The sequence below is a fragment of the Clostridium sp. LIBA-8841 genome (genome assembly GCF_057782475.1).
The window spans coordinates 288,420-307,500 of the sequence record NZ_CM173488.1; the positions used below are offsets into that span (position 1 = coordinate 288,420).

The following is a 19,081-nucleotide window of genomic DNA, read 5'->3' on the forward strand; positions in this document are numbered from 1 at the left end:
ATTCACAGTAAATGTTACTAATAACAATAAAGGTAGAAAAGTCCCTAAAGAACCTAATTTCATTGAAAACGTTTTTGGAAATTGATATTATTCTCTTACAGAAATATTTAAGGGAAAAAATGTATATATGAAATTGGGGGTATAAGGGTTTATGATGCAAAAAATTCAAAGATTTGGTGGCGCAATGTTTACGCCAGTACTGTTGTTTGCTTTCTCAGGTATAATGGTTGGATTAGCAATCTTGTTTAAGAATCCAGAAATTATGGGAAGCATAGCAGCTGAGGGAAGTACTTGGGTTCAGGTTTGGACATTGTTAGAAGAGGGAGCATGGACTGTTTTTAGACAGTTACCACTATTGTTTGTTATTGGGTTACCTATTGGTCTTGCTAAGAAACAACAGGCACGTGCATGTATGGAGGCTTTGGTTGTTTACTTAACTTTTAATTATTTTCTAAATGCCATTCTTACAATGTGGGGACCAACTTTCGGGGTCGATTTTTTACAAGAAGTAGGAGGCGGTTCTGGTTTAACTTTAATAGCTGGAATAAAGACTTTAGATACTGGTATGGTTGGTTCAATATTAATAGCAGGTATAGTTGTTTATTTACATGATAAGTTCTTTGATGTTAAACTACCTGAATTCCTAGGAACTTTTAAAGGGTCTTCCTTTGTAGTTATGATAGCATTTTTCGTTATGATACCTGTTGCATTCTTAATGGCATTTATTTGGCCAAAAATACAGGGAATAATTGCTTCAATGCAAGGATTCTTGACTTCATCAGGAGTTATAGGGGTATGGGTTTATACATTCCTTGAAAGATTTTTAATACCAACAGGATTACATCATTTTATTTATTCACCTTTTATATTTGACTCAGCTGTAGTTAACGGTGGAATAAATGTTTATTGGGCAACACATTTAGGTGAGTTTGCTACTTCTGCACAAAGCTTAAAAGAAATGTTCCCGGCAGGAGGATTTGCACTTCATGGTTTATCAAAGGTATTTGGATCTTTAGGGATAGCATTAGCACTTTATTTTACTGCTAAGCCAAGTAAGAAAAAGCTTGTTGCAGGGCTTTTAATACCAGCCACACTTACAGCGGTCGTTGCAGGAATTACAGAACCTTTAGAATTTACATTCTTATTTATAGCACCGGCTTTATTTTTAGTACATTCATTATTGGCAGCAACGCTTTCAGCGGTTTCTTATGCCTTTGGGGTTGTTGGAAACTTTGGAAGTGGGCTTATAGAATGGGTAGCATTAAACTGGATACCATTATTTAAATATCATGCTGATACTTATATAACTCAAATAATTATTGGGCTTATATTTACAGGAATATATTTCTTTGTATTTAGATTCCTAATAATTAAGTTTAACTTTAAAACTCCAGGTAGAGAAGATGATAATGAAGAAACTAAGTTATATACCAAGGCTGATTATAAGAATAAGAAATCTGATGAAGTAAAGGAATCAAGCAAAGCAGCATTATTCTTAGAAGCTTTAGGTGGTAGTGAAAATATAGTTGATGTTACTAACTGTGCTACTAGATTAAGAATTTCTGTTAAAGATCCAGATAAAGTTCAGGATCAATCAGTGTTTAAAGCTGCTGGAGCACATGGCTTGGTTAAAAAAGGAAAGGCTATTCAGGTTATAGTTGGACTTTCTGTTCCAAGTGTTAGAGAGGAGTTTGAAGGTCTATTAACTCAAACTAATAAGTAATTAAAAATATTTATATTAAGTAAGGGTTGTACATTAAACGGTACAGCCCTGAAATTTTTTATAGATAAAATTATAAGATATGGAGATGATTTGTATGGAAAATATAACTTTACTAAGAAAAACAATAGAAGATAATAGGATTAAAAATGCATTAATACTTGAACTTATAGAAGAGGGAGCTTGTGGAGATTTCATTGAAAAAATAAATAGAAGTAATAGGATATTTATCTATGGAAAAGGAATAAGTTCAACAATACTAGGACAAGAGTTAAAAAGAGCTTTTACAGCCTTAGGAAAATATGTTTTTGATTTCTACAAAGGCGATGAAATTAATGCTGTTTTAAGCTTAATAAGGGATGATGATTGTATGATAATAATTTCTTTAGAGAATTCAGAGGAGTATTTATATAAAATTAAAGAGAGACTAGAAAAAGAAGAAGTTAGTAAATTTTTTATAGGTTTAGATAAAGAGAAAAAGGTTCCAGTTTGTAGTGGTGATTTAGAGAGAATAGATAAAAATTATGATGAGGTTTATGAGGGGTTAGAATTATATTGTATGCTTATTAAGTTTTTATATGAATTATGCGACATGTGAAAATAAAATATGTAAATTTATAAAAGAGGAGTTTTCATTATATAAAACACTAGCTAAAGCCAGAATATAAGCTAATTGCGAGAGTTATTAATTGACCTGTGAAATTTCACATCAAATGAGAGGATGTTCGTATATGTGATACTATTCCCTAAAGGGTGTGAAAACGTTGTATATAGAAAAAAGCTTTGTTATCATTAACTCATAGAAACGAACTAACAAATTTTGAAATAAATAAAGGGTATAGTTTAGGAGGAGATTTTTATGAAGAAATTTTCAATAGTTATAGCAGGTGGCGGAAGTACATTTACTCCAGGAATAGTTTTAATGTTATTAGATAACTTAGACAAATTCCCAATAAGAAAGATTAAATTCTATGATAATGATGCTGCAAGACAAGAAACAATAGCAAAAGCTTGTGAAATATTATTAAGAGAAAGAGCTCCAGAAATTGAGTTCTTAGCAACAATAGATCCAGAAGAAGCATTTACTGATATAGATTTCGTAATGGCCCACATAAGAGTTGGTAAATACGCTATGAGAGAATTAGATGAAAAAATTCCACTAAGACATGGTGTAGTTGGACAAGAAACTTGTGGACCAGGAGGAATAGCTTATGGTATGAGATCAATAGGTGGAATATTAGAAATAATTGATTACATGGAAAAATATTCACCAAATGCATGGATGCTTAACTATTCAAATCCAGCAGCTATAGTTGCTGAAGCTACAAGAAAATTAAAACCAAATTCAAAAGTTTTAAATATATGTGATATGCCAATAGGTATAGAAACTCATATGGCTCAAATCTTAGGATTAGAATCAAGAAAAGATATGATAGTTAAATACTATGGATTAAATCACTTCGGATGGTGGTCAAGCATCAGAGATAAAGAAGGTAATGATTTAATGCCAAGATTAAAAGAACATGTGGCTAAACATGGTTATATTGTTGATATAGATGAAAACCAACATTCAGAAGCAAGTTGGAATGATACTTTTGCTAAGGCTAAAGATATCCTAGCAGTAGATCCAACTCACTTACCAAATACTTATTTAAAATACTACTTATTCCAAGACTATGTAGTAAACCATTCAGACAAAGAATATACTAGAGCAAATGAAGTTATGGATGGAAGAGAAAAATTTGTATTTGGAGAATGTAGAAAAGTTGCTGAAAATGGTACTGCTGAAGGATCAGGATTACACATTGATGAACATGCTTCATACATTGTTGATTTAGCAAGAGCTATAGCATTTAACACTCAAGAAAGAATGTTATTAATAGTTGAAAATAACGGAGCTATAGAAAACTTTGATAAAACTGCAATGGTTGAAATACCATGTATAGTTGGATCAAATGGACCAGAACCATTAGTTATTGGAGATATTCCAAGATTCCAAAAGGGATTAATGGAACAACAAGTAGCTGTTGAAAAGTTAGTTGTAGAAGCTTGGGCTGAACATTCATATCAAAAATTATGGCAAGCTTTAACTTTATCAAAAACTGTACCAAGTGCGACAGTTGCTAAAGAAATATTAGATGATTTAATAGAAGCTAATAAAGGTTTCTGGCCAGAATTAAAATAGTTAAATGATTTCTTTAAAATATATATAAAGTCCACAATAGAAAAACACTTGTTTTACAAAAAACGAGTGTTTTTTTATATTTTACGTATTATTTTACAAAGAAAAACAATGAAAATTGATGATATATATGTAAAATATTACATTATATGGTACAATGTTTATTATAGGAATTTTTTTGGGGGAAGGGAATATGCGTTTTAGAATTGTTGAAAGTGTAGATGATTATTATTGGGGCGATGTTTGGAAAATCTATAAAAATAGCTTTCCAATTTATAAACAAAGAAGCTTAAAGATGCAAGAGGAAGCTATGAAAAACAAAGATTTTAAGTGTTTGGCAGCTATACTAAAAAAGAGAGTTATTGGTATGATTTTTTATTGGGATTTAGATAACTTTCGATATGTGGAACATTTAGGTTGGGATAAGGAATTAAAGTGTTCAGGATATGAATGTGAAATTCTTTCAAAGCTTTGTGAAGATAATAGACCAACTATAATAGAGTTAGATAAAGTTGTTGATGATGAAACTATTATGAGAATTATATCTTATGAGGAACTTGGATTTAAGAGGAATATATACTTGCATAAGCATCCAGCATATAAGAGTATATCAGAAGATATAAATTCTGTTGTTCTTAGTTATCCTAATAAATTAACTTTTGAAGATTACTTGTATTTTGATAATATTTTAGTAAATGAAGTTATGATTTATAAAGATAATTAAATTATTTACAATCAAAAGAGAAAATGGCTCATATAATATGTTTAGTTTATAATTATAATGTGGATTAAAACTATACAATGTGCTTAGAGGTGAGAAAAATATTTAATATTAACATATCAGATTTAAACGATTTAGAATTAGATGTTTATAAGTATATATTAGAAAATAAAGAAAAGGTAGTTTATATGACAATAAGGGAGTTGGCAGATGAAGTTCATGTTTCTACAGCCACTATATTAAGATTCTGTAAGAAAAATAATTTTAGTGGCTTTAGTGAATTCAAATCTTTTCTTAAAAGCAATTTAAAAGAAGAAAAAGTTTCTACTGCCTTTGAAAAAATAGATTATTTTGATGAGTTTTCTAAGAATATGGAAAGTATAAATGAACAAGTTGATGAATTAAAGGAAGTAATTAAAAATAAAGACACCATATTATTTATTGGAATAGGAAGCTCAGGAGCTATGGCATCTTATGCAGCTAAATATATGTCTTATTTTGGTAAGTTCTCAATATATATTGATGATCCTTTTTATCCTATAAATACAAAGTCATTAAATAATAGCATGGCTATAATTTTATCTGTTTCTGGAGAAAATTCTTCAATAATAGGAATGGTTGAAAAGCTTAAGTCATTAGGGGTAGAGACCTTAAGCATAACAAATAAGAGAAGTAATACCTTAGCTAAGTTAACTGATTATACAATAAATTATTACATAAGCCAGGAAAGATATTATTATGAAGCGGGAAGTTCTCTTGAGTATAATGATGTAACATCACATATTCCAACAGTTTATATAATTGAAAGGTTGGCTAGAAACTGCAGAAGTAACAAGGTGTTTTAAAAGTGTTACAAGTAACTTTCTTATGTTACTTGTAACACTTATTTTTATATTAAACATTTTGAATTTTCTTTATGTTATGATTTCCTTAAGAGATGAAGGGAGTGTTTTTATGAAGTATTTAAACCTTGATAAATTTAATGAGAATTTTTTATGGGGATCTGCATCAGCAGCTTATCAAGTAGAAGGTGCTTGGGATAAAGATGGGAAAGGGCCTTCAGTTTGGGATATTTACACTAAAATACCTGGAACGACTTTTAAAGGAACTAACGGTGATGTTGCAGTTGACCATTACGATAGATATAAAGAAGATGTAGCCTTAATGAAAGAGATGGGCTTAAAAGCATATAGATTTTCTGTAAGTTGGCCAAGAATATATCCAAAGGGAAAAGGTGAGGTAAACCAAAAAGGATTAGAATTCTACGGGAACTTAATAGATGAGTTAATTAAAAATGATATAGAACCAATAGTGACTTTATACCATTGGGATTTACCTCAAGCTCTTATGGATGAGTACAATGGATGGGAATCTAGGGAGATAATTGAAGACTTCAATAACTATGCAGTTACTTTATTTAAGGCTTTTGGAGATAGAGTAAAGTATTGGGTTACACTGAATGAACAAAACATATTTATAAAATTAGGATATGCTATAGCTCTTCACCCTCCAGGAGTTAAAGACTTAAAGAGAATGTATGAAGCCAACCATATAGCTAATTTAGCTAATGCTAAGGTAATAGATTCATTTAGAAAGCTTAACTTAAAAGGTATGATAGGACCTAGTTTTGCTTATTCACCTTCATATTATAATTCACCAAAACCAGAAGATATATTAGCTGGTGAAAATGCAGAACTTTTAAATAATGATTGGTGGTTAGAAGTCTATTGTAATGGAGAATATCCTATTAGAGCATGGAAATACTTAGCTAGTGAAGGATTAGCACCTACTATAGAAGATGGTGATATTGAACTATTAAAGAAGGGTAGACCTGACTTCATGGGAGTTAACTACTATCAAACAACAACTTATGAAGAAAATCCACTAGAAGGTGGAGTTGGTGAAGGAACATTTAATAACAGTGGTAAGAAAGGAACTACACAAGATAGTGGGATTCCAGGAGTATATAAAACTGTTAAAAATAAGTATTTAGAAGCGACAGATTGGGATTGGACTATAGATCCAGAAGGATTAAGAATAGGGTTAAGAAGAATAACAGATAGATATAATTTACCTATACTTATTACTGAAAATGGATTAGGTGCTTTTGATACTTTAGAAAATGGTGATGAAATACATGACCAATATAGAATTGATTATTTACAAGCTCATGTAAAAGCATGTAGAGAAGCTATAAGTGATGGGGTAGACTTAATAGGATATTGTACATGGTCATTTACAGATCTTTTAAGTTGGTTAAATGGATATCAAAAGAGATATGGTTTTGTATATATTGATAGAGATGAGACTGATAATGGAACTTTAAATAGATATAAGAAGGATAGCTTCTATTGGTATAAAGATGTTATAAAAACAAATGGAGAAAATATAAAATAGACTGATTTTTAAATAGGTACAGAAGGACTGTTTTTAACTAAAAGAATGATTTAAATTCTTTAATGGAGTGGCTTAAAGGTTGTTAATATTAACTACTTAAATAAGCTGCTCCTTTTTAATGACTTTAAATTATAAATAGATTTAAATATTAGATTTTTAAATAATTTGGCATTAAAAATTTTCATAGTTTGCATTAAAATTAACATAATAAATTCATATTTTTTTGTATAATAGAGTTAAACCTTTACTTAAGTAAAGAAAGGTTAAGTAGAGAAAATGTTTTATGTAAATGTTGATTTTTAGACATAAAGTATTGCTATCATCAACTTTAGACTAACTGCTCATTAAGATGGCATTACAGTTCTATCTAAAAATCAACATTGGTTTAAGACATAGACTTTAAAAAGATTTGGTATTAGGAGGAGTTTTTTTATGAAGAATATAAACATAGGGAATAGTGGGATAATAGCTTCTGAAATTTCTTTAGGATGTATGAGAATTGCTGATATGTCTAAGAAAGAGGCTAATTTACTTATAAATACTGCATTAGATGAGGGGATAACCCTTTTTGATCATGCAGATATATATGGACAAGGAAAATCAGAAGAAGTTTTTGCAGATGCAATTGATATGAATCCAAGCATTAGAGAAAAAATTATAATTCAAAGTAAGTGTGGAATAAGACCTGGATTTTTTGATTTTTCTAAAGAGCATATATTAAATTCTGTAGATGGTATCTTAAAAAGACTAAAAACTGACTATTTAGATATTTTGCTTTTACACAGACCGGATACATTGATGAAACCTGAGGAGGTTGCTGAAGCTTTTGAAATTTTAAGTAATAGTGGTAAGGTTAAAAAATTTGGAGTTAGTAATCAAAACCCCATGCAAATACAATTACTTAATAAGTTTTTAAAAGATAAGATAATAGCTAATCAACTTCAACTTAGCTTAACTAACACTGGAATGATAGATTCAGGGTTGAATGTTAACATGGAAATAGCTCCTTCAATAGATAGGGATGGAAGTGTATTAGAGTTTTGTCGTTTAAATGATATAACAATACAACCATGGTCTCCTTTCCAATATGGATTCTTTGAAGGTGTATTCTTAAATAATCCTAAGTTTAAGGAGCTTAATGATAAAATAGATGAATTTGCAAAAAAATATAATGTTACCAAAGAAGCTATTGCTATTGCTTGGATATTAAGACATCCAGCTAAGATGCAACCTATTGTTGGAACTACTAATAAGGATAGAATTAAAGCTATATGTAAAGCTTCAGAGGTAGTATTAAGTAGAGAAGAATGGTACGAACTTTATAGAGCAGCAGGAAATAAACTACCTTAGAACATAAAAATATATTAAAAGGAGTTTATTAATTATAAGTTTAGAAAATAGTTTTTAATTTTAAATTTATGCAAGTTAAGATATGAAATCTAGATGAGATGCTTTATATATTTAAGCATCTTTTCTCATTTAAAGTATAATATTGAGTTGTTTTTACTTATATAACAGTATTTAAGTAGGAAAAATCTTAATTTATCAAAATTATTTAAAAAATAATTATTAAACTTTTATACGAAGTTTAATAATTATAAAAATAATAGATTTAATTTAAAATAAAAATGTAATTTACTTACATTATAGTGTTTTATTTTTAATTTAAATATTTTATTAAAAATAAAATATGGATGAAAATTATAAAAATAGATAATATAAATAAATAGAATTAGGTTAATTTAATATTTTATTAATAAGTTACTGTTATAAAAGAATAAATATTATAAAAAGTAATACTAAATTGATAAATAAACATGGTCGAATTTTGTAATTTGAATGTTATTTACTAATTTATTAAATGATTTTAAAATATAATTAATGATAATTTATTACATACAGTAATAATAAATTACAAATTCAGTTTAATTATGGATTCTTAACATAAGTAACTTTAATTATTTATTATGGTTTATTGAGATTTCTATAATCAAAGAAATTGGAGAGTTTTAATTGGGGGATGATATTAAAATAAAAAAGGGAGAGTATGATAATATGTTTACAAAGGAGTTAAAGGATTTATTAGCAGGTTTATATCAAAAATATGGCTGTACTCAAGAAGTTCTTAAGCTAAGCAATATAATAGACAGAATTATAGTTGAAGAACAAAGTGCAAGATTAAAAGAATATAAAGAAAGAAAATAGAATATTAATCTTAAAGGCAATAAACCAAGATAATACTTATTAACTCTAATGTTTAAGGATAATTTTCTTAGACTATGGACACTGCAATTAATTTTAAAGAAGTTGATATTTAGATTTTATATTATATATAATGATTATAAAAAGAAAATCTATTCCACTTTAGAGTAGTATAGATTTTCTTTTGTTATTTGTAAATTATGTAACTTAAAGGTTTAAAACTACATATTATAAATGATTAGTGAAATTTTATTTAAATGATTTAATGCTATTTAATCTATCTTGTTGTTTTTGTTCAGGAGATTTCTTAAAGTCATATCCATAAACTGCGTTTTCAAAGTCACCATAAGTTGGGTTTGGAAGTACAATATACTTTGTTCCGAAGAATTGAGCTTCTTTATCTACAATTTCTCTTCTTTCTTCATTTGATTTATTATCATATCCATTAGGGAAATCACCTAAGTTATCTCCACAATAAATTGCAAGATTATAATTTTCTTTAATTTTATCCCATCTAGCATCTTTGCTATTTGTATCTGTTTTTAAAAGCACATGATCTTTATCAGCATTTACAAAGCCTAGTTTTTCCATGTTTTTTATTGTAGCATCAAGCTCTTTTTCTTCACTTCTATTAGACACATAGAAAACTTCAAGGCCTTTACTTTTGGCATAATCAGTAAAGTCTTTAGCTCCATCTATTGCAGCGGCATCAGCCATTTGAACCCATTCACCAAAGTTTTCTTTAGAATATAGTTCATTGTTTTTTATTTCATATCCTGCATGAGGAGAGTTATCGATTATTGTTTCATCGATATCTAAAGTAACTGCATATGGTTTAGCAGCAGGTTCTTTTACTAATTCATCAATATATCTTTTTCCAGAGTTATATGCTTCATATCTTAAAGCTTTTACCTCACCTGAATTTTGTTGCCATAAAGTGGCTAAAACATTTCCTTGAACAAGTTGCTTTGTTGCATTGGTTCCAGTAATTTGTTCTATTTGAGCTACTTCCTTTGCTGTCTGGTGATTTTCATAGACTAGAGTTCCACCAGTTCCAACACCAATACCTATTATTGCTGATAATATAATCGAAGTGATTTTTGAGTTTTTCATAAGATCTTCCTTTCAATTGTTTCTTAAGTATGTATAAATAATTAAATTAGTTCTTATTATGTTAACGCTTTCATTATATTTTATGTCATTGTTAAAATCAAGTATTAAAGGAAAAATAATATAAAAAAATTTTATTATGGATATTTTATCAATTAAAAAAAGAAGTGTATAATAGGAAATATATTTATTTTTAATTGTATTATTTGAAAAATATGGAGTATTATAGGAGGATGAAATGAGAAGAGAAACAATAAAAAAGGCAATTATTCCTGCAGCTGGGCTAGGAACAAGATTTTTACCAGCTACTAAAGCACAGCCTAAAGAGATGCTACCAATAGTAGATAAACCAACAATTCAATATATAATTGAGGAAGCTGTAGAGTCAGGAATAGAAGAGATATTAATAGTAACTGGAAGAAATAAAAAGTGTATAGAAGATCACTTTGATAAATCAGTTGAACTTGAATATGAACTTGAAAAAGCAGGGAAAAGTGAACTGTTAGATTTAGTTAAAGATATTACTGATATGGTTGATATACATTATATAAGACAGAAAGAGCCAAGGGGATTAGGACATGCTATAAATTGTGCTAGAACTTTTGTTGGAGATGAACCTTTTGCTGTTCTCCTAGGAGATGATGTTGTTTATAATGATGAGTATCCTTGTTTAAAACAGTTAATTGATTGTTATAACGAATATCATACAAGTATATTAGGCGTGCAAGCGGTTCCTGAAAAGGATGTTAATAAGTATGGAATAGTTAATGGAATCCATATTGAAGGAGATGTATATAAAGTAACTGATTTGGTTGAAAAACCAGATATAGATAAAGCGCCTTCAAATATAGCCATTTTAGGAAGATATATATTAACTCCAAAAATATTTGAAATACTTGATGAAACAAAACCTGGAAAGGGTGGAGAGATACAACTTACAGATGCTCTTTTAAAGCTATTAGAGTATGAGGCCATATACGCTTATAACTTTAAGGGAAAAAGATATGATGTAGGAGATAAGCTTGGTTTTTTGAAAGCGACAGTTGAATATGCCTTAAGAAAACCAGAGTTAAAGGATGGATTTATTGAGTATCTAAGAGAAATAGTAGAATAAAAATTCAAATACAGATTAATAAGTTGAAAAGATATATTTATAATAAGTTTTGGAGAAGTTAAAAAAGGATAGTCCTATGACTATCCTTTTTGTTTTAGATATAATTCATTGGATTTACATGTTGTCCATTAATTCTAATTTCAAAGTGAGCATGAGGACCAGTACTATATCCTGTAGACCCAACTAGAGATACAACTTGTCCTTGTTTTACTCTTTGTCCAGCAGAAACTTTTAACTGAGATGCATGAGCATAAAGTGTACTAACTCCACCACCATGATCTATAATAACCATGTTTCCATAAGCCGGATGATATTCAGCAGCTGTTACTACACCATCTTTTGCGGCAACAAATGGTGTTCCAGTTGAGGCTGCAAAGTCTACACCAGTGTGAACTTTGTATTGTCCAGTAACAGGGTGTACTCTTGGACCATATGAGCTTGTTATTGATGAAGAAGATACTGGTCTTATAAATCCACCTGAAGATCCTTCTATTATAGTACTTGAACCCCCTGATGAAGAATTATCATTATCAGCAGCTGGAGCAGGTGTGAAATAAGACTGTATTTCTTTTTCTATTTCGTCTTCTTTTTCAGCTAGAGCCTTTAATTCGGCATTCTTTTCATCTTCTAGATTTTCTAACTCACTTAATTGAGATTTATAACTATTTAGTGTATTTTCATGTTCAGCCTTAACTTCCTTTAGGCTTTCTTCTTTAGAAAGAAGTTCATCCTTCTTACTATCTAGTGTTGATTTTGAACTTTCAAGTTCAGCTTGTCTACTTTCAAGCTCCTTTTGTAGAGCTTCAATTTCATCAATAAGCTTGTTATCTGTTTTAACAAGAGTTCTTATATTAGCTATGTTAGACATTAATTCTCCAAAGCTTTTAGATTCAAGAATTATGTATAAAAATCTATCACTTAAGTCAGACTTATAAACATTTCTAAGTCTTTCTCCAAGAATTTCTTTTTTTAATTCTTGTTCTTTTTTAGCTTTTTCAATTTCCTTAGTGTTTTCTTCAATTGATTTTTCTACTTTGTTTATTTCAGAGTCAGTTGAAGATATCTCATTATTTAAACTTTCTATTTTATTTTCATATTCATCAACTTTAGCTTGAGCTGAATTAACTTCAGCTTGTTTAGAATCTATACTATCTTTAATTTGATCTAGCTTTCCCTTTTGAACTTCTTTTTCTTCTGTAATCTGTCTTTTCTCTTCCTGCAATTTATTAACTTCGGGATTAGCTTTAGCCACTAATGGTGCTGAAACAGCACTAAATATTAAAAAGCTACTCATAAACAAAGATACTATTTTAAGTTTGTTCATTTAATCACCTATCTTTAATATATTTTTCGAGAATTTTATTCTAATTTCATCAAATTATACCGTATTATATCGTAAAAGCCTTATATGTAACCACAAACATTTTGAAAACTTTGCTTTATTTTTTTAATAAAAGGTTAACAAATAGTTAAATGTGGCTATATTTTGAGATTAAATTCAATAAATGTAAAATAAATACATGATTAAGTAGAAATAATATATGTCTTATTGGTTGATAAAACAATACAATATTTATGTAAAGGTTTTAGAGTGGATTTTGTGAGGGGGAAATATATATGAATAGGAAGATTGCTTTAATTATAGCTACGGTTTTAGCTATTGGACAATTACCTACTATGGCATTGGCCGATGAGGTTAAAAAGGATGCTAATAAGACTAAGATTGAGGACATTCAAAATGAGGGGATAGAAAAGAGTGCGGAGATTTATGATCAGCAATATGATAGACCTGAAGGAATAACATGGACTGGTATAAGTGGAAATGGAACGCCAGAGGTTTCTGATGGATTTTTAAGAGTAAATAATAATGGTGATTATAGATTTTATGAAAATGAATCTCCTGTTTTAGAAGATGGAGAACTTGAAGCAAGATTCCAAATAAATGCTGATGAGATACCAGGTCAATTTGGGCTTTTATTTAGAGCAGATGAAAATGGACATGCTGGTGTTGCTTATGATAAGGAAACTAAATGGACAATACATAAAAATGGTGGTTATGAATTATTTGATGGACCAGAGATTCAAGCAGGCGATTGGGTAACTTTAAAGGTAACCTTTGTAGGAAATCACTTAACTATAAATATTAATGGAGAAGAGTATTATAATGCGACAAATAATACAATACCAGTTAAAGCTGGACATATAGGCTATAGAAGTTGGTTTAGTAATAAAACAAGTTCCATAGACTATATAAAATATGGACCTGTTGGCTCATTAGGTGATATGGAGAAACCTGAATATATAGTTGAAAGTATTGAAGATATTCATGTTGAAACTTTTCCAAGGCTAAAACCTGAATTAACTTCTAAGGTTAGAGTTAAATACACTAATGGAGCAGCAGGTAATGCCAATGTTATTTGGGATGGAATAAATAAAGAGCAATATCAAAATCCAGGTGAGTTTATTGTTGAAGGTACTGTTGAAGGAACTGATATTAAGGCAAAGGCTTATGTAACAGTAAGAGGAGAAGCTATCTCCTATGAAACTAATTTTAACACACAAGAGACACAAGGAAATTGGCAAATTGTAAGTGGTGGCGGAGTAGTTAACTATGTTGATGGTAAGGTTCAAGTTGGAATGAATGGTGTTTCTTTAGCTTATGATGAAGCTGCACCAGAGGTTAAAAACTTTATTTATGAAACAGAGTTTACAACTAGTAATAATGATGGAAGAATTGGATTAATGTTTAGGTATAAATCACCATCAGAATGGGGGTCTATATGTTATGATGCAGGTGCTTGGATTTGGAAGACTGGAGCTAAACAATATGGAAGTTTCCCAAGTTCATTTAAATTAGAAGCAAATAAAACATATAAATTAAAAGTAAAGGTTGAGGATAATAATGTTTCTTTATGGGTAAATAATGAATTGCAGGGAAGTCAAACAATTGCAAGTTTACCACAAGAGGCTGGAAAAATAGGATTAACAGGATGGTATGGTAATAAAACTGTAACTTTAGATAATGTTAAAGTAAATGAATTAACACCTCCAACACCTCCTATTGTTGATGAAAAATTTGAGACTATAGAATCTGATAAGATGAGGGTTACTTTAGATGCCAATTATCCAAGAATACTTCAGTATGAGTGGAAAGATGATGGAAAAATTTTAGCTGGAGAAGATGAACAGCTTTATATAGTAGAGATAAATGGAGATAAATATGTTCCAGAAATAAGAAGTTCATTTAGTAGAGATAAGGTAACTTATAATATAAGAATTCCAGAAATAAAGATTACTTTAGTGCTAGACATGATAGCAGAAGATAACAAGGTTAGAATGGAATTTAAGGAAATAAGAGAAGAGGGAGACTTTAAAGTTCAAAAAATAAATTTCCCAAATCATAATTTAGCTTCCGTCAAAAATGTTGAAAATGGACAAGCTGCCTCAGTGTTAACTACTGGAGATTGGAACAATATAATTGAAGAGTTTACTTCAGTAGATGAGATGAAGCCAGGAATAGCTGGTAAGACTTATGGATTCATTTCAAATGATGACTTTGCAATAACAGTTAATAATAACGTTATTGAAGGCGGAAATAGGGTTAGTTTTTCAACTTCAAGCAGAGCTGGATATGTACAAACAGGTATTAGTAGTGGTGCATGGACATATAGGGAAGTATTAGATTGGAATGCTAAAGATTTAGATGGAAATGTGTTAGCAGTAGAAGAAGAATTACCATGGGCTGAAGTTATGATTGCTAGAGATGAAAATGAAGATTCATCCATTGATTGGCAAGATGCAGCTATTTTATATAGAAAGAATATGGACATTGCTAAGGGGGGAGATAAAATAAAGAATCAACTTTCCTATATAGCAATGAATATTGGATATACTCAAAATCCATTTTTAAGATCTTTAGATATGGTTAAAAAAGTAAGCAATATGACCGATGGTTTTGGTCAATTGGTTCTTCATAAGGGATATCAAGCAGAAGGACATGATGATTCACATCCAGATTACGGTGGACATATTGGTATGAGACAAGGTGGTATTGAGGATTTCAATACTCTTATAGAAGAAGGTAAAAAGTATGGTGCTGAAATAGGAGTTCACATAAATGCTACTGAATATATGATGGATGCTTTTGAATATCCAGCTGAAATAGTTAATGAAAATGCTCCAGGTTGGGGATGGATGGATAAATCATATTATGTTGACCAAAGAGCAGATATAACAACTGGAGAATTATTTAGAAGATTAGACATGCTAAAAGCAGATGCTCCAGACCTAGGTTGGGTATATGTTGACGTTTATACGGGTAACGGATGGAATGCTCATGAACTTGCAGGAAAGATAAATGATTTAGATTATACTCTTGCAACTGAAATGAATGGACCATTAGAGCAACAATCTGTTTGGACTCATTGGGGGGGAGACCCTGCATATCCAAACAAAGGTAATGCAAGTAAAATAATGAGATTTATGAAAAATGGAACTCAAGATACATTTTTAGCGGATCCATTATTAAAAGGTAATAAGCATATGTTATCTGGCGGTTGGGGTGATAGACATAATATAGAGGGTAAATATGCAGAGGAAGTATTTTATAATCAGATATTACCTACTAAGTATATGCAACACTTTAATATAATGGATATGAGTGAAAATGAGATTAACTTTGATAATGGATTAAAAGCTATTAGAGAAGGTGCAAATATAAATTATTATAGAGGTGGTAGATTAGTCGCTACAACTCCAGAGTCTTCAATTGATGAAAGAGGGGTTGGTGATACTCAGTTATTCTTACCATGGAATCCAGTTGAGGAAGACGAAAAGATTTATCATTGGAATCCATTAGGGACAAGTTCAACTTGGACATTACCGGAGTCATGGTCTTCTTTAGAGAAATTATATCTATATGAACTATCTGATTTAGGAAAAACTTTTGTTAAGGAAGTTCCAATAGTTAATGGAGAGGTTAATTTAAAAGTAGATCAAGATACTCCTTATATAGTTGTAAAAGAAAAAGTTGAAGAAGAAAGAATTGATGATTGGGGAGAGGGTTCAGGTATAAAAGATCCAGGATTTGATTCTCAAACTTTTGATAAATGGAATGTTGAGTCAGAAGAGGGTTCTACTGAACATGTGAATATAATAAATGAAACTCATGAGAGAAGAGCAGGTAATGATATTGTTGAAATAGGAAGTAAAGAAGTGTCAATATCTCAAGAATTAGAAGGGTTAGAGGCAGGAAAAACTTATTCTGCATCTGTTTGGGTAAAAAATAATCAAAATAGAATGGTAACTTTAAGCGTTAATAGTGGAGAAGAAGAGTATTCTAATTATGTAAATAAAGATTCTTTTGAAAGATCAGGACAGGCTGTTAAATTTAGAAATGATAATTTTACTAGATTAGAAGTTGAATTTAAAGTTCCAGAGGGAGTGGATTCAGCAACTCTTAAATTGAATGTAGGAGAAGGTGAAGAAGGCTCTTTAGTTTATATTGATGATTTCAGGTTATGGGAAAATCCAGGACATACTAATAAAGATGGATATGTTTTATATGAAGATTTTGAAAATGTAGATGAAGGAATTAACCCATTGTTCTTAGCTCCGGGTAGAGGAAATTCAAATAGAACTCATTTAGCAGAAAAAGATATATCTATTGATGCTAAGCAAAGAATGAACTGGGTTCTTGATGGAAGATTATCATTAAAATCAAATCAAAAGGAAGAAGAGACAGGAACAATACTTGTAACTGATAGTGGAACACTTAATTTAGAACCTAATAAGACTTATGAATTAGGATTCTTGTATTCATTAGCTAATGCTGGCCCAAATTATTCTGTTAATATAATGTCTAAATCTTCAAAAGAACCTGTAGCAACAATAAATTTAGAGGCTACTGGCTCAGATTATAGCAAGGATGTATTCACTGTAACTAAAGACAAGAGTGTTCAGTTTGCTACTGGAGATAAGGATGATTATTATATCTCTATAGTGAAGAATGGCAAAGTTTATAGTGAATTATTATTAGATAACTTATATATTAAGGAAATAGATAATAGTATAGAAAATCCTAATTTAGAGTATGTAAATCTAAATACAAGTTTAAACAAATTGGAGATTGGTCAAGCCGTTGAGTTTAATGTTAATGCTTTAATGAATAATGGAGCTAAAGTAAACTTAGAAGAGGCCAAAGTACAATATAATATTTCAAATCCAGAAGTATTAATTATAGAAAATAATACTATGACAGGATTAAAAGAAGGAATAAGTGAATTAGTTGTTGATGTAACTCTTGATGGAACTAAGGTTTCTTCAAATAAGATTAAGATAAAGGTTGGAAATCCACAAAGTGAAGAGGAGATAGTTGTTTCACCAATTAGGAACTTCAAAGTTGTGGAGAAGGATAAGAAACATGTAACCGTAAGTTGGGATGAACCAGAAAACACTTATGGATTAGAAGGATATGTTTTATACAAAGATGGTAAGATTGTTGATGAAATTTCAGCAGATGAAACTGAATATACATTCAAAAGGTTAAATAGACATACAATCTATAACTTTAAAGTTGCTGCAAAGTATTCTAATGCAGAGATTTCAAGTAAAGAATCGCTAACTATTAGAACAGAAAGGTAATTAAACTGTTATTAATATAACAGCATATTAAATAGCTACCTCATATTAATTTATTTTATACAAGGTGTATTAAGGTGAATTTAAATTCATCTTAATACACTCTTTTTATTTTAGGATCTTTTTTAAGCAAATGTTGATTTTTAGTTAGTCCTTCAGACCTAACTTAATTTCGCAAAGTATTGCTATCATCTACTTTTACCTTCGCTCAAACAGAAAAGGCTTCTTAACGCTATTATTCTTACGTATATAAAATGAGACTTAATTCAGAGAGAGATAATGAGAACTCTGAATTTTAGTCGAATTTATCTAAAGCGTAGAAACTCTTGATGACAGCTTGGATAAGCTGAAATCTTAGAGTTACTAGCTATTAGGAGATGCAATACTAATACTAACTGATCATTAAGATGGTCTTACAGTTCTATCTAAAAATCAAAACTAGTTTAAAAGATAGTCTAAAGGTATGAGTTTTAAATAGAAGAAATAATTTTTATAAGATGAACCTTTTCTAAGTTAATAGATTTTAAGTACGAATTATTGAATTTATGGAATTTAACATAGTTATTTTATTTTTTAAGATAACTTATTTAAATTTATAAAAGTTATTTGATTAAAAGTAAGATAGCTTGTCAATAATTTAGGTAAGTTAGAAAAAGGGGGTATTTCTTATGGGAAGAAGAGGATCTAAAAAATATTTAAAAGAAGTGAATGCACAAATAATATTATTTGTTTTAATCATGGTAATAATGAGAATGGTAGTTTTAAACTTCATGAGTGAACTATCTGGAATGGAATTTGAAGAGTTATCAAAGGCTAGGATTTATAATGGAGATATCACAGCAGGAATGTTTTTAGAGAGTCTTGTAAATTTCTTTGGAAGCTTTACTTTGGAAACTTATAAAGGAATAACATTAATAGTAATTGTAAATATATTAGTAGCATCTTATATATTAAGTAAAAAGGATCTTACAGGAAATTTTTATTTTAATATTGTTA

Annotated in this window: 13 protein-coding genes (1 of these 13 running past the window's edge); 11 read left to right on the top strand and 2 right to left on the bottom strand. The window is 29.7% G+C overall.

The features are described 5' to 3' along the window. Positions 1-151 precede the first annotated feature (151 nt). From AC2A4K_RS01275 to AC2A4K_RS01310, 8 genes are all read left to right on the top strand, one after another. Positions 152-1,723, top strand: coding sequence for an alpha-glucoside-specific PTS transporter subunit IIBC (locus AC2A4K_RS01275; protein WP_322505269.1), 1,572 nt, complete (start codon positions 152-154; stop codon positions 1,721-1,723). 94 nt (positions 1,724-1,817) lie between these two features. Then, a complete protein-coding gene (locus AC2A4K_RS01280; protein WP_322505270.1) occupies positions 1,818-2,318 on the top strand; it encodes an SIS domain-containing protein in 501 nt (166 codons plus the stop codon). 261 nt (positions 2,319-2,579) lie between these two features. After that, complete coding sequence (locus AC2A4K_RS01285) at positions 2,580-3,905, top strand: 6-phospho-alpha-glucosidase (protein ID WP_322505271.1); 1,326 nt, start codon at positions 2,580-2,582, stop codon at positions 3,903-3,905. Between the two features lie 190 nt (positions 3,906-4,095). Beyond that, entirely contained in the window at positions 4,096-4,626 is a 531-nt protein-coding gene (locus AC2A4K_RS01290; RefSeq protein WP_322505272.1) for a hypothetical protein, read from the top strand. 89 nt (positions 4,627-4,715) lie between these two features. Continuing rightward, a complete protein-coding gene (locus AC2A4K_RS01295) occupies positions 4,716-5,468 on the top strand; it encodes a MurR/RpiR family transcriptional regulator (RefSeq protein ID WP_322505273.1) in 753 nt (250 codons plus the stop codon). A 109-nt stretch (positions 5,469-5,577) separates the two neighbouring features. Beyond that, entirely contained in the window at positions 5,578-7,020 is a 1,443-nt protein-coding gene (locus AC2A4K_RS01300) for a glycoside hydrolase family 1 protein (protein WP_322505274.1), read from the top strand. A gap of 432 nt (positions 7,021-7,452) precedes the next feature. After that, entirely contained in the window at positions 7,453-8,370 is a 918-nt protein-coding gene (locus tag AC2A4K_RS01305; protein ID WP_322505275.1) for an aldo/keto reductase, read from the top strand. Positions 8,371-9,033: 663 nt separating this feature from the next. Further along, on the top strand, positions 9,034-9,225 hold the full coding sequence (locus tag AC2A4K_RS01310; RefSeq protein WP_322505276.1) for a hypothetical protein: 192 nt from the start codon (positions 9,034-9,036) through the stop codon (positions 9,223-9,225). Positions 9,226-9,471: 246 nt separating this feature from the next. Here AC2A4K_RS01310 and AC2A4K_RS01315 read toward each other — a convergent pair whose 3' ends face one another. Continuing rightward, the gene (locus tag AC2A4K_RS01315) at positions 9,472-10,335 is read right to left on the bottom strand and encodes a 5'-nucleotidase, lipoprotein e(P4) family (RefSeq protein WP_322505277.1); all 864 of its coding nucleotides are present in this window, start codon (positions 10,333-10,335) and stop codon (positions 9,472-9,474) included. Positions 10,336-10,570: 235 nt separating this feature from the next. Here AC2A4K_RS01315 and galU point away from each other — a divergent pair, with 235 nt between their 5' ends. Next, positions 10,571-11,446 (top strand): UTP--glucose-1-phosphate uridylyltransferase GalU, encoded by an 876-nt coding sequence (gene galU, locus AC2A4K_RS01320; protein WP_322505278.1) that lies wholly within the window; start codon positions 10,571-10,573, stop codon positions 11,444-11,446. Between the two features lie 94 nt (positions 11,447-11,540). On the opposite strand, the gene AC2A4K_RS01325 is transcribed toward galU, so the two are convergent. After that, positions 11,541-12,770, bottom strand: a complete 1,230-nt coding sequence (locus AC2A4K_RS01325; protein ID WP_322505279.1) for a murein hydrolase activator EnvC family protein — start codon at positions 12,768-12,770, stop codon at positions 11,541-11,543. A gap of 293 nt (positions 12,771-13,063) precedes the next feature. On the opposite strand from AC2A4K_RS01325, the gene AC2A4K_RS01330 reads away from it, so the two are divergent. Together AC2A4K_RS01330 and AC2A4K_RS01335 are read left to right on the top strand one after the other, a co-directional pair. Then, complete coding sequence (locus tag AC2A4K_RS01330) at positions 13,064-18,088, top strand: endo-alpha-N-acetylgalactosaminidase family protein (RefSeq protein WP_322505280.1); 5,025 nt, start codon at positions 13,064-13,066, stop codon at positions 18,086-18,088. Positions 18,089-18,753: 665 nt separating this feature from the next. Further along, positions 18,754-19,081, top strand: partial view of a hypothetical protein gene (locus AC2A4K_RS01335; RefSeq protein WP_322505281.1) — the 5' portion only. Its footprint extends 329 nt past the window's final position; 328 of the gene's 657 nt are visible here — the first part of the coding sequence; it begins with the start codon at positions 18,754-18,756; its stop codon lies off the right edge, out of view.

What these genes read in the sequence shown, in the direction of transcription:
- AC2A4K_RS01275 (WP_322505269.1), top strand. Translation starts at nt 152, where the DNA reads ATGATGCAAAAAATTCAAAGATTTGGTGGCGCAATGTTTACGCCAGTA.
- AC2A4K_RS01280 (WP_322505270.1), top strand. Translation starts at nt 1,818, where the DNA reads ATGGAAAATATAACTTTACTAAGAAAAACAATAGAAGATAATAGGATT.
- AC2A4K_RS01285 (WP_322505271.1), top strand. Translation starts at nt 2,580, where the DNA reads ATGAAGAAATTTTCAATAGTTATAGCAGGTGGCGGAAGTACATTTACT.
- AC2A4K_RS01290 (WP_322505272.1), top strand. Translation starts at nt 4,096, where the DNA reads ATGCGTTTTAGAATTGTTGAAAGTGTAGATGATTATTATTGGGGCGAT.
- AC2A4K_RS01300 (WP_322505274.1), top strand. Translation starts at nt 5,578, where the DNA reads ATGAAGTATTTAAACCTTGATAAATTTAATGAGAATTTTTTATGGGGA.
- AC2A4K_RS01305 (WP_322505275.1), top strand. Translation starts at nt 7,453, where the DNA reads ATGAAGAATATAAACATAGGGAATAGTGGGATAATAGCTTCTGAAATT.
- AC2A4K_RS01315 (WP_322505277.1), bottom strand. Translation starts at nt 10,335, where the DNA reads ATGAAAAACTCAAAAATCACTTCGATTATATTATCAGCAATAATAGGT.
- galU (WP_322505278.1), top strand. Translation starts at nt 10,571, where the DNA reads ATGAGAAGAGAAACAATAAAAAAGGCAATTATTCCTGCAGCTGGGCTA.
- AC2A4K_RS01325 (WP_322505279.1), bottom strand. Translation starts at nt 12,770, where the DNA reads ATGAACAAACTTAAAATAGTATCTTTGTTTATGAGTAGCTTTTTAATA.
- AC2A4K_RS01330 (WP_322505280.1), top strand. Translation starts at nt 13,064, where the DNA reads ATGAATAGGAAGATTGCTTTAATTATAGCTACGGTTTTAGCTATTGGA.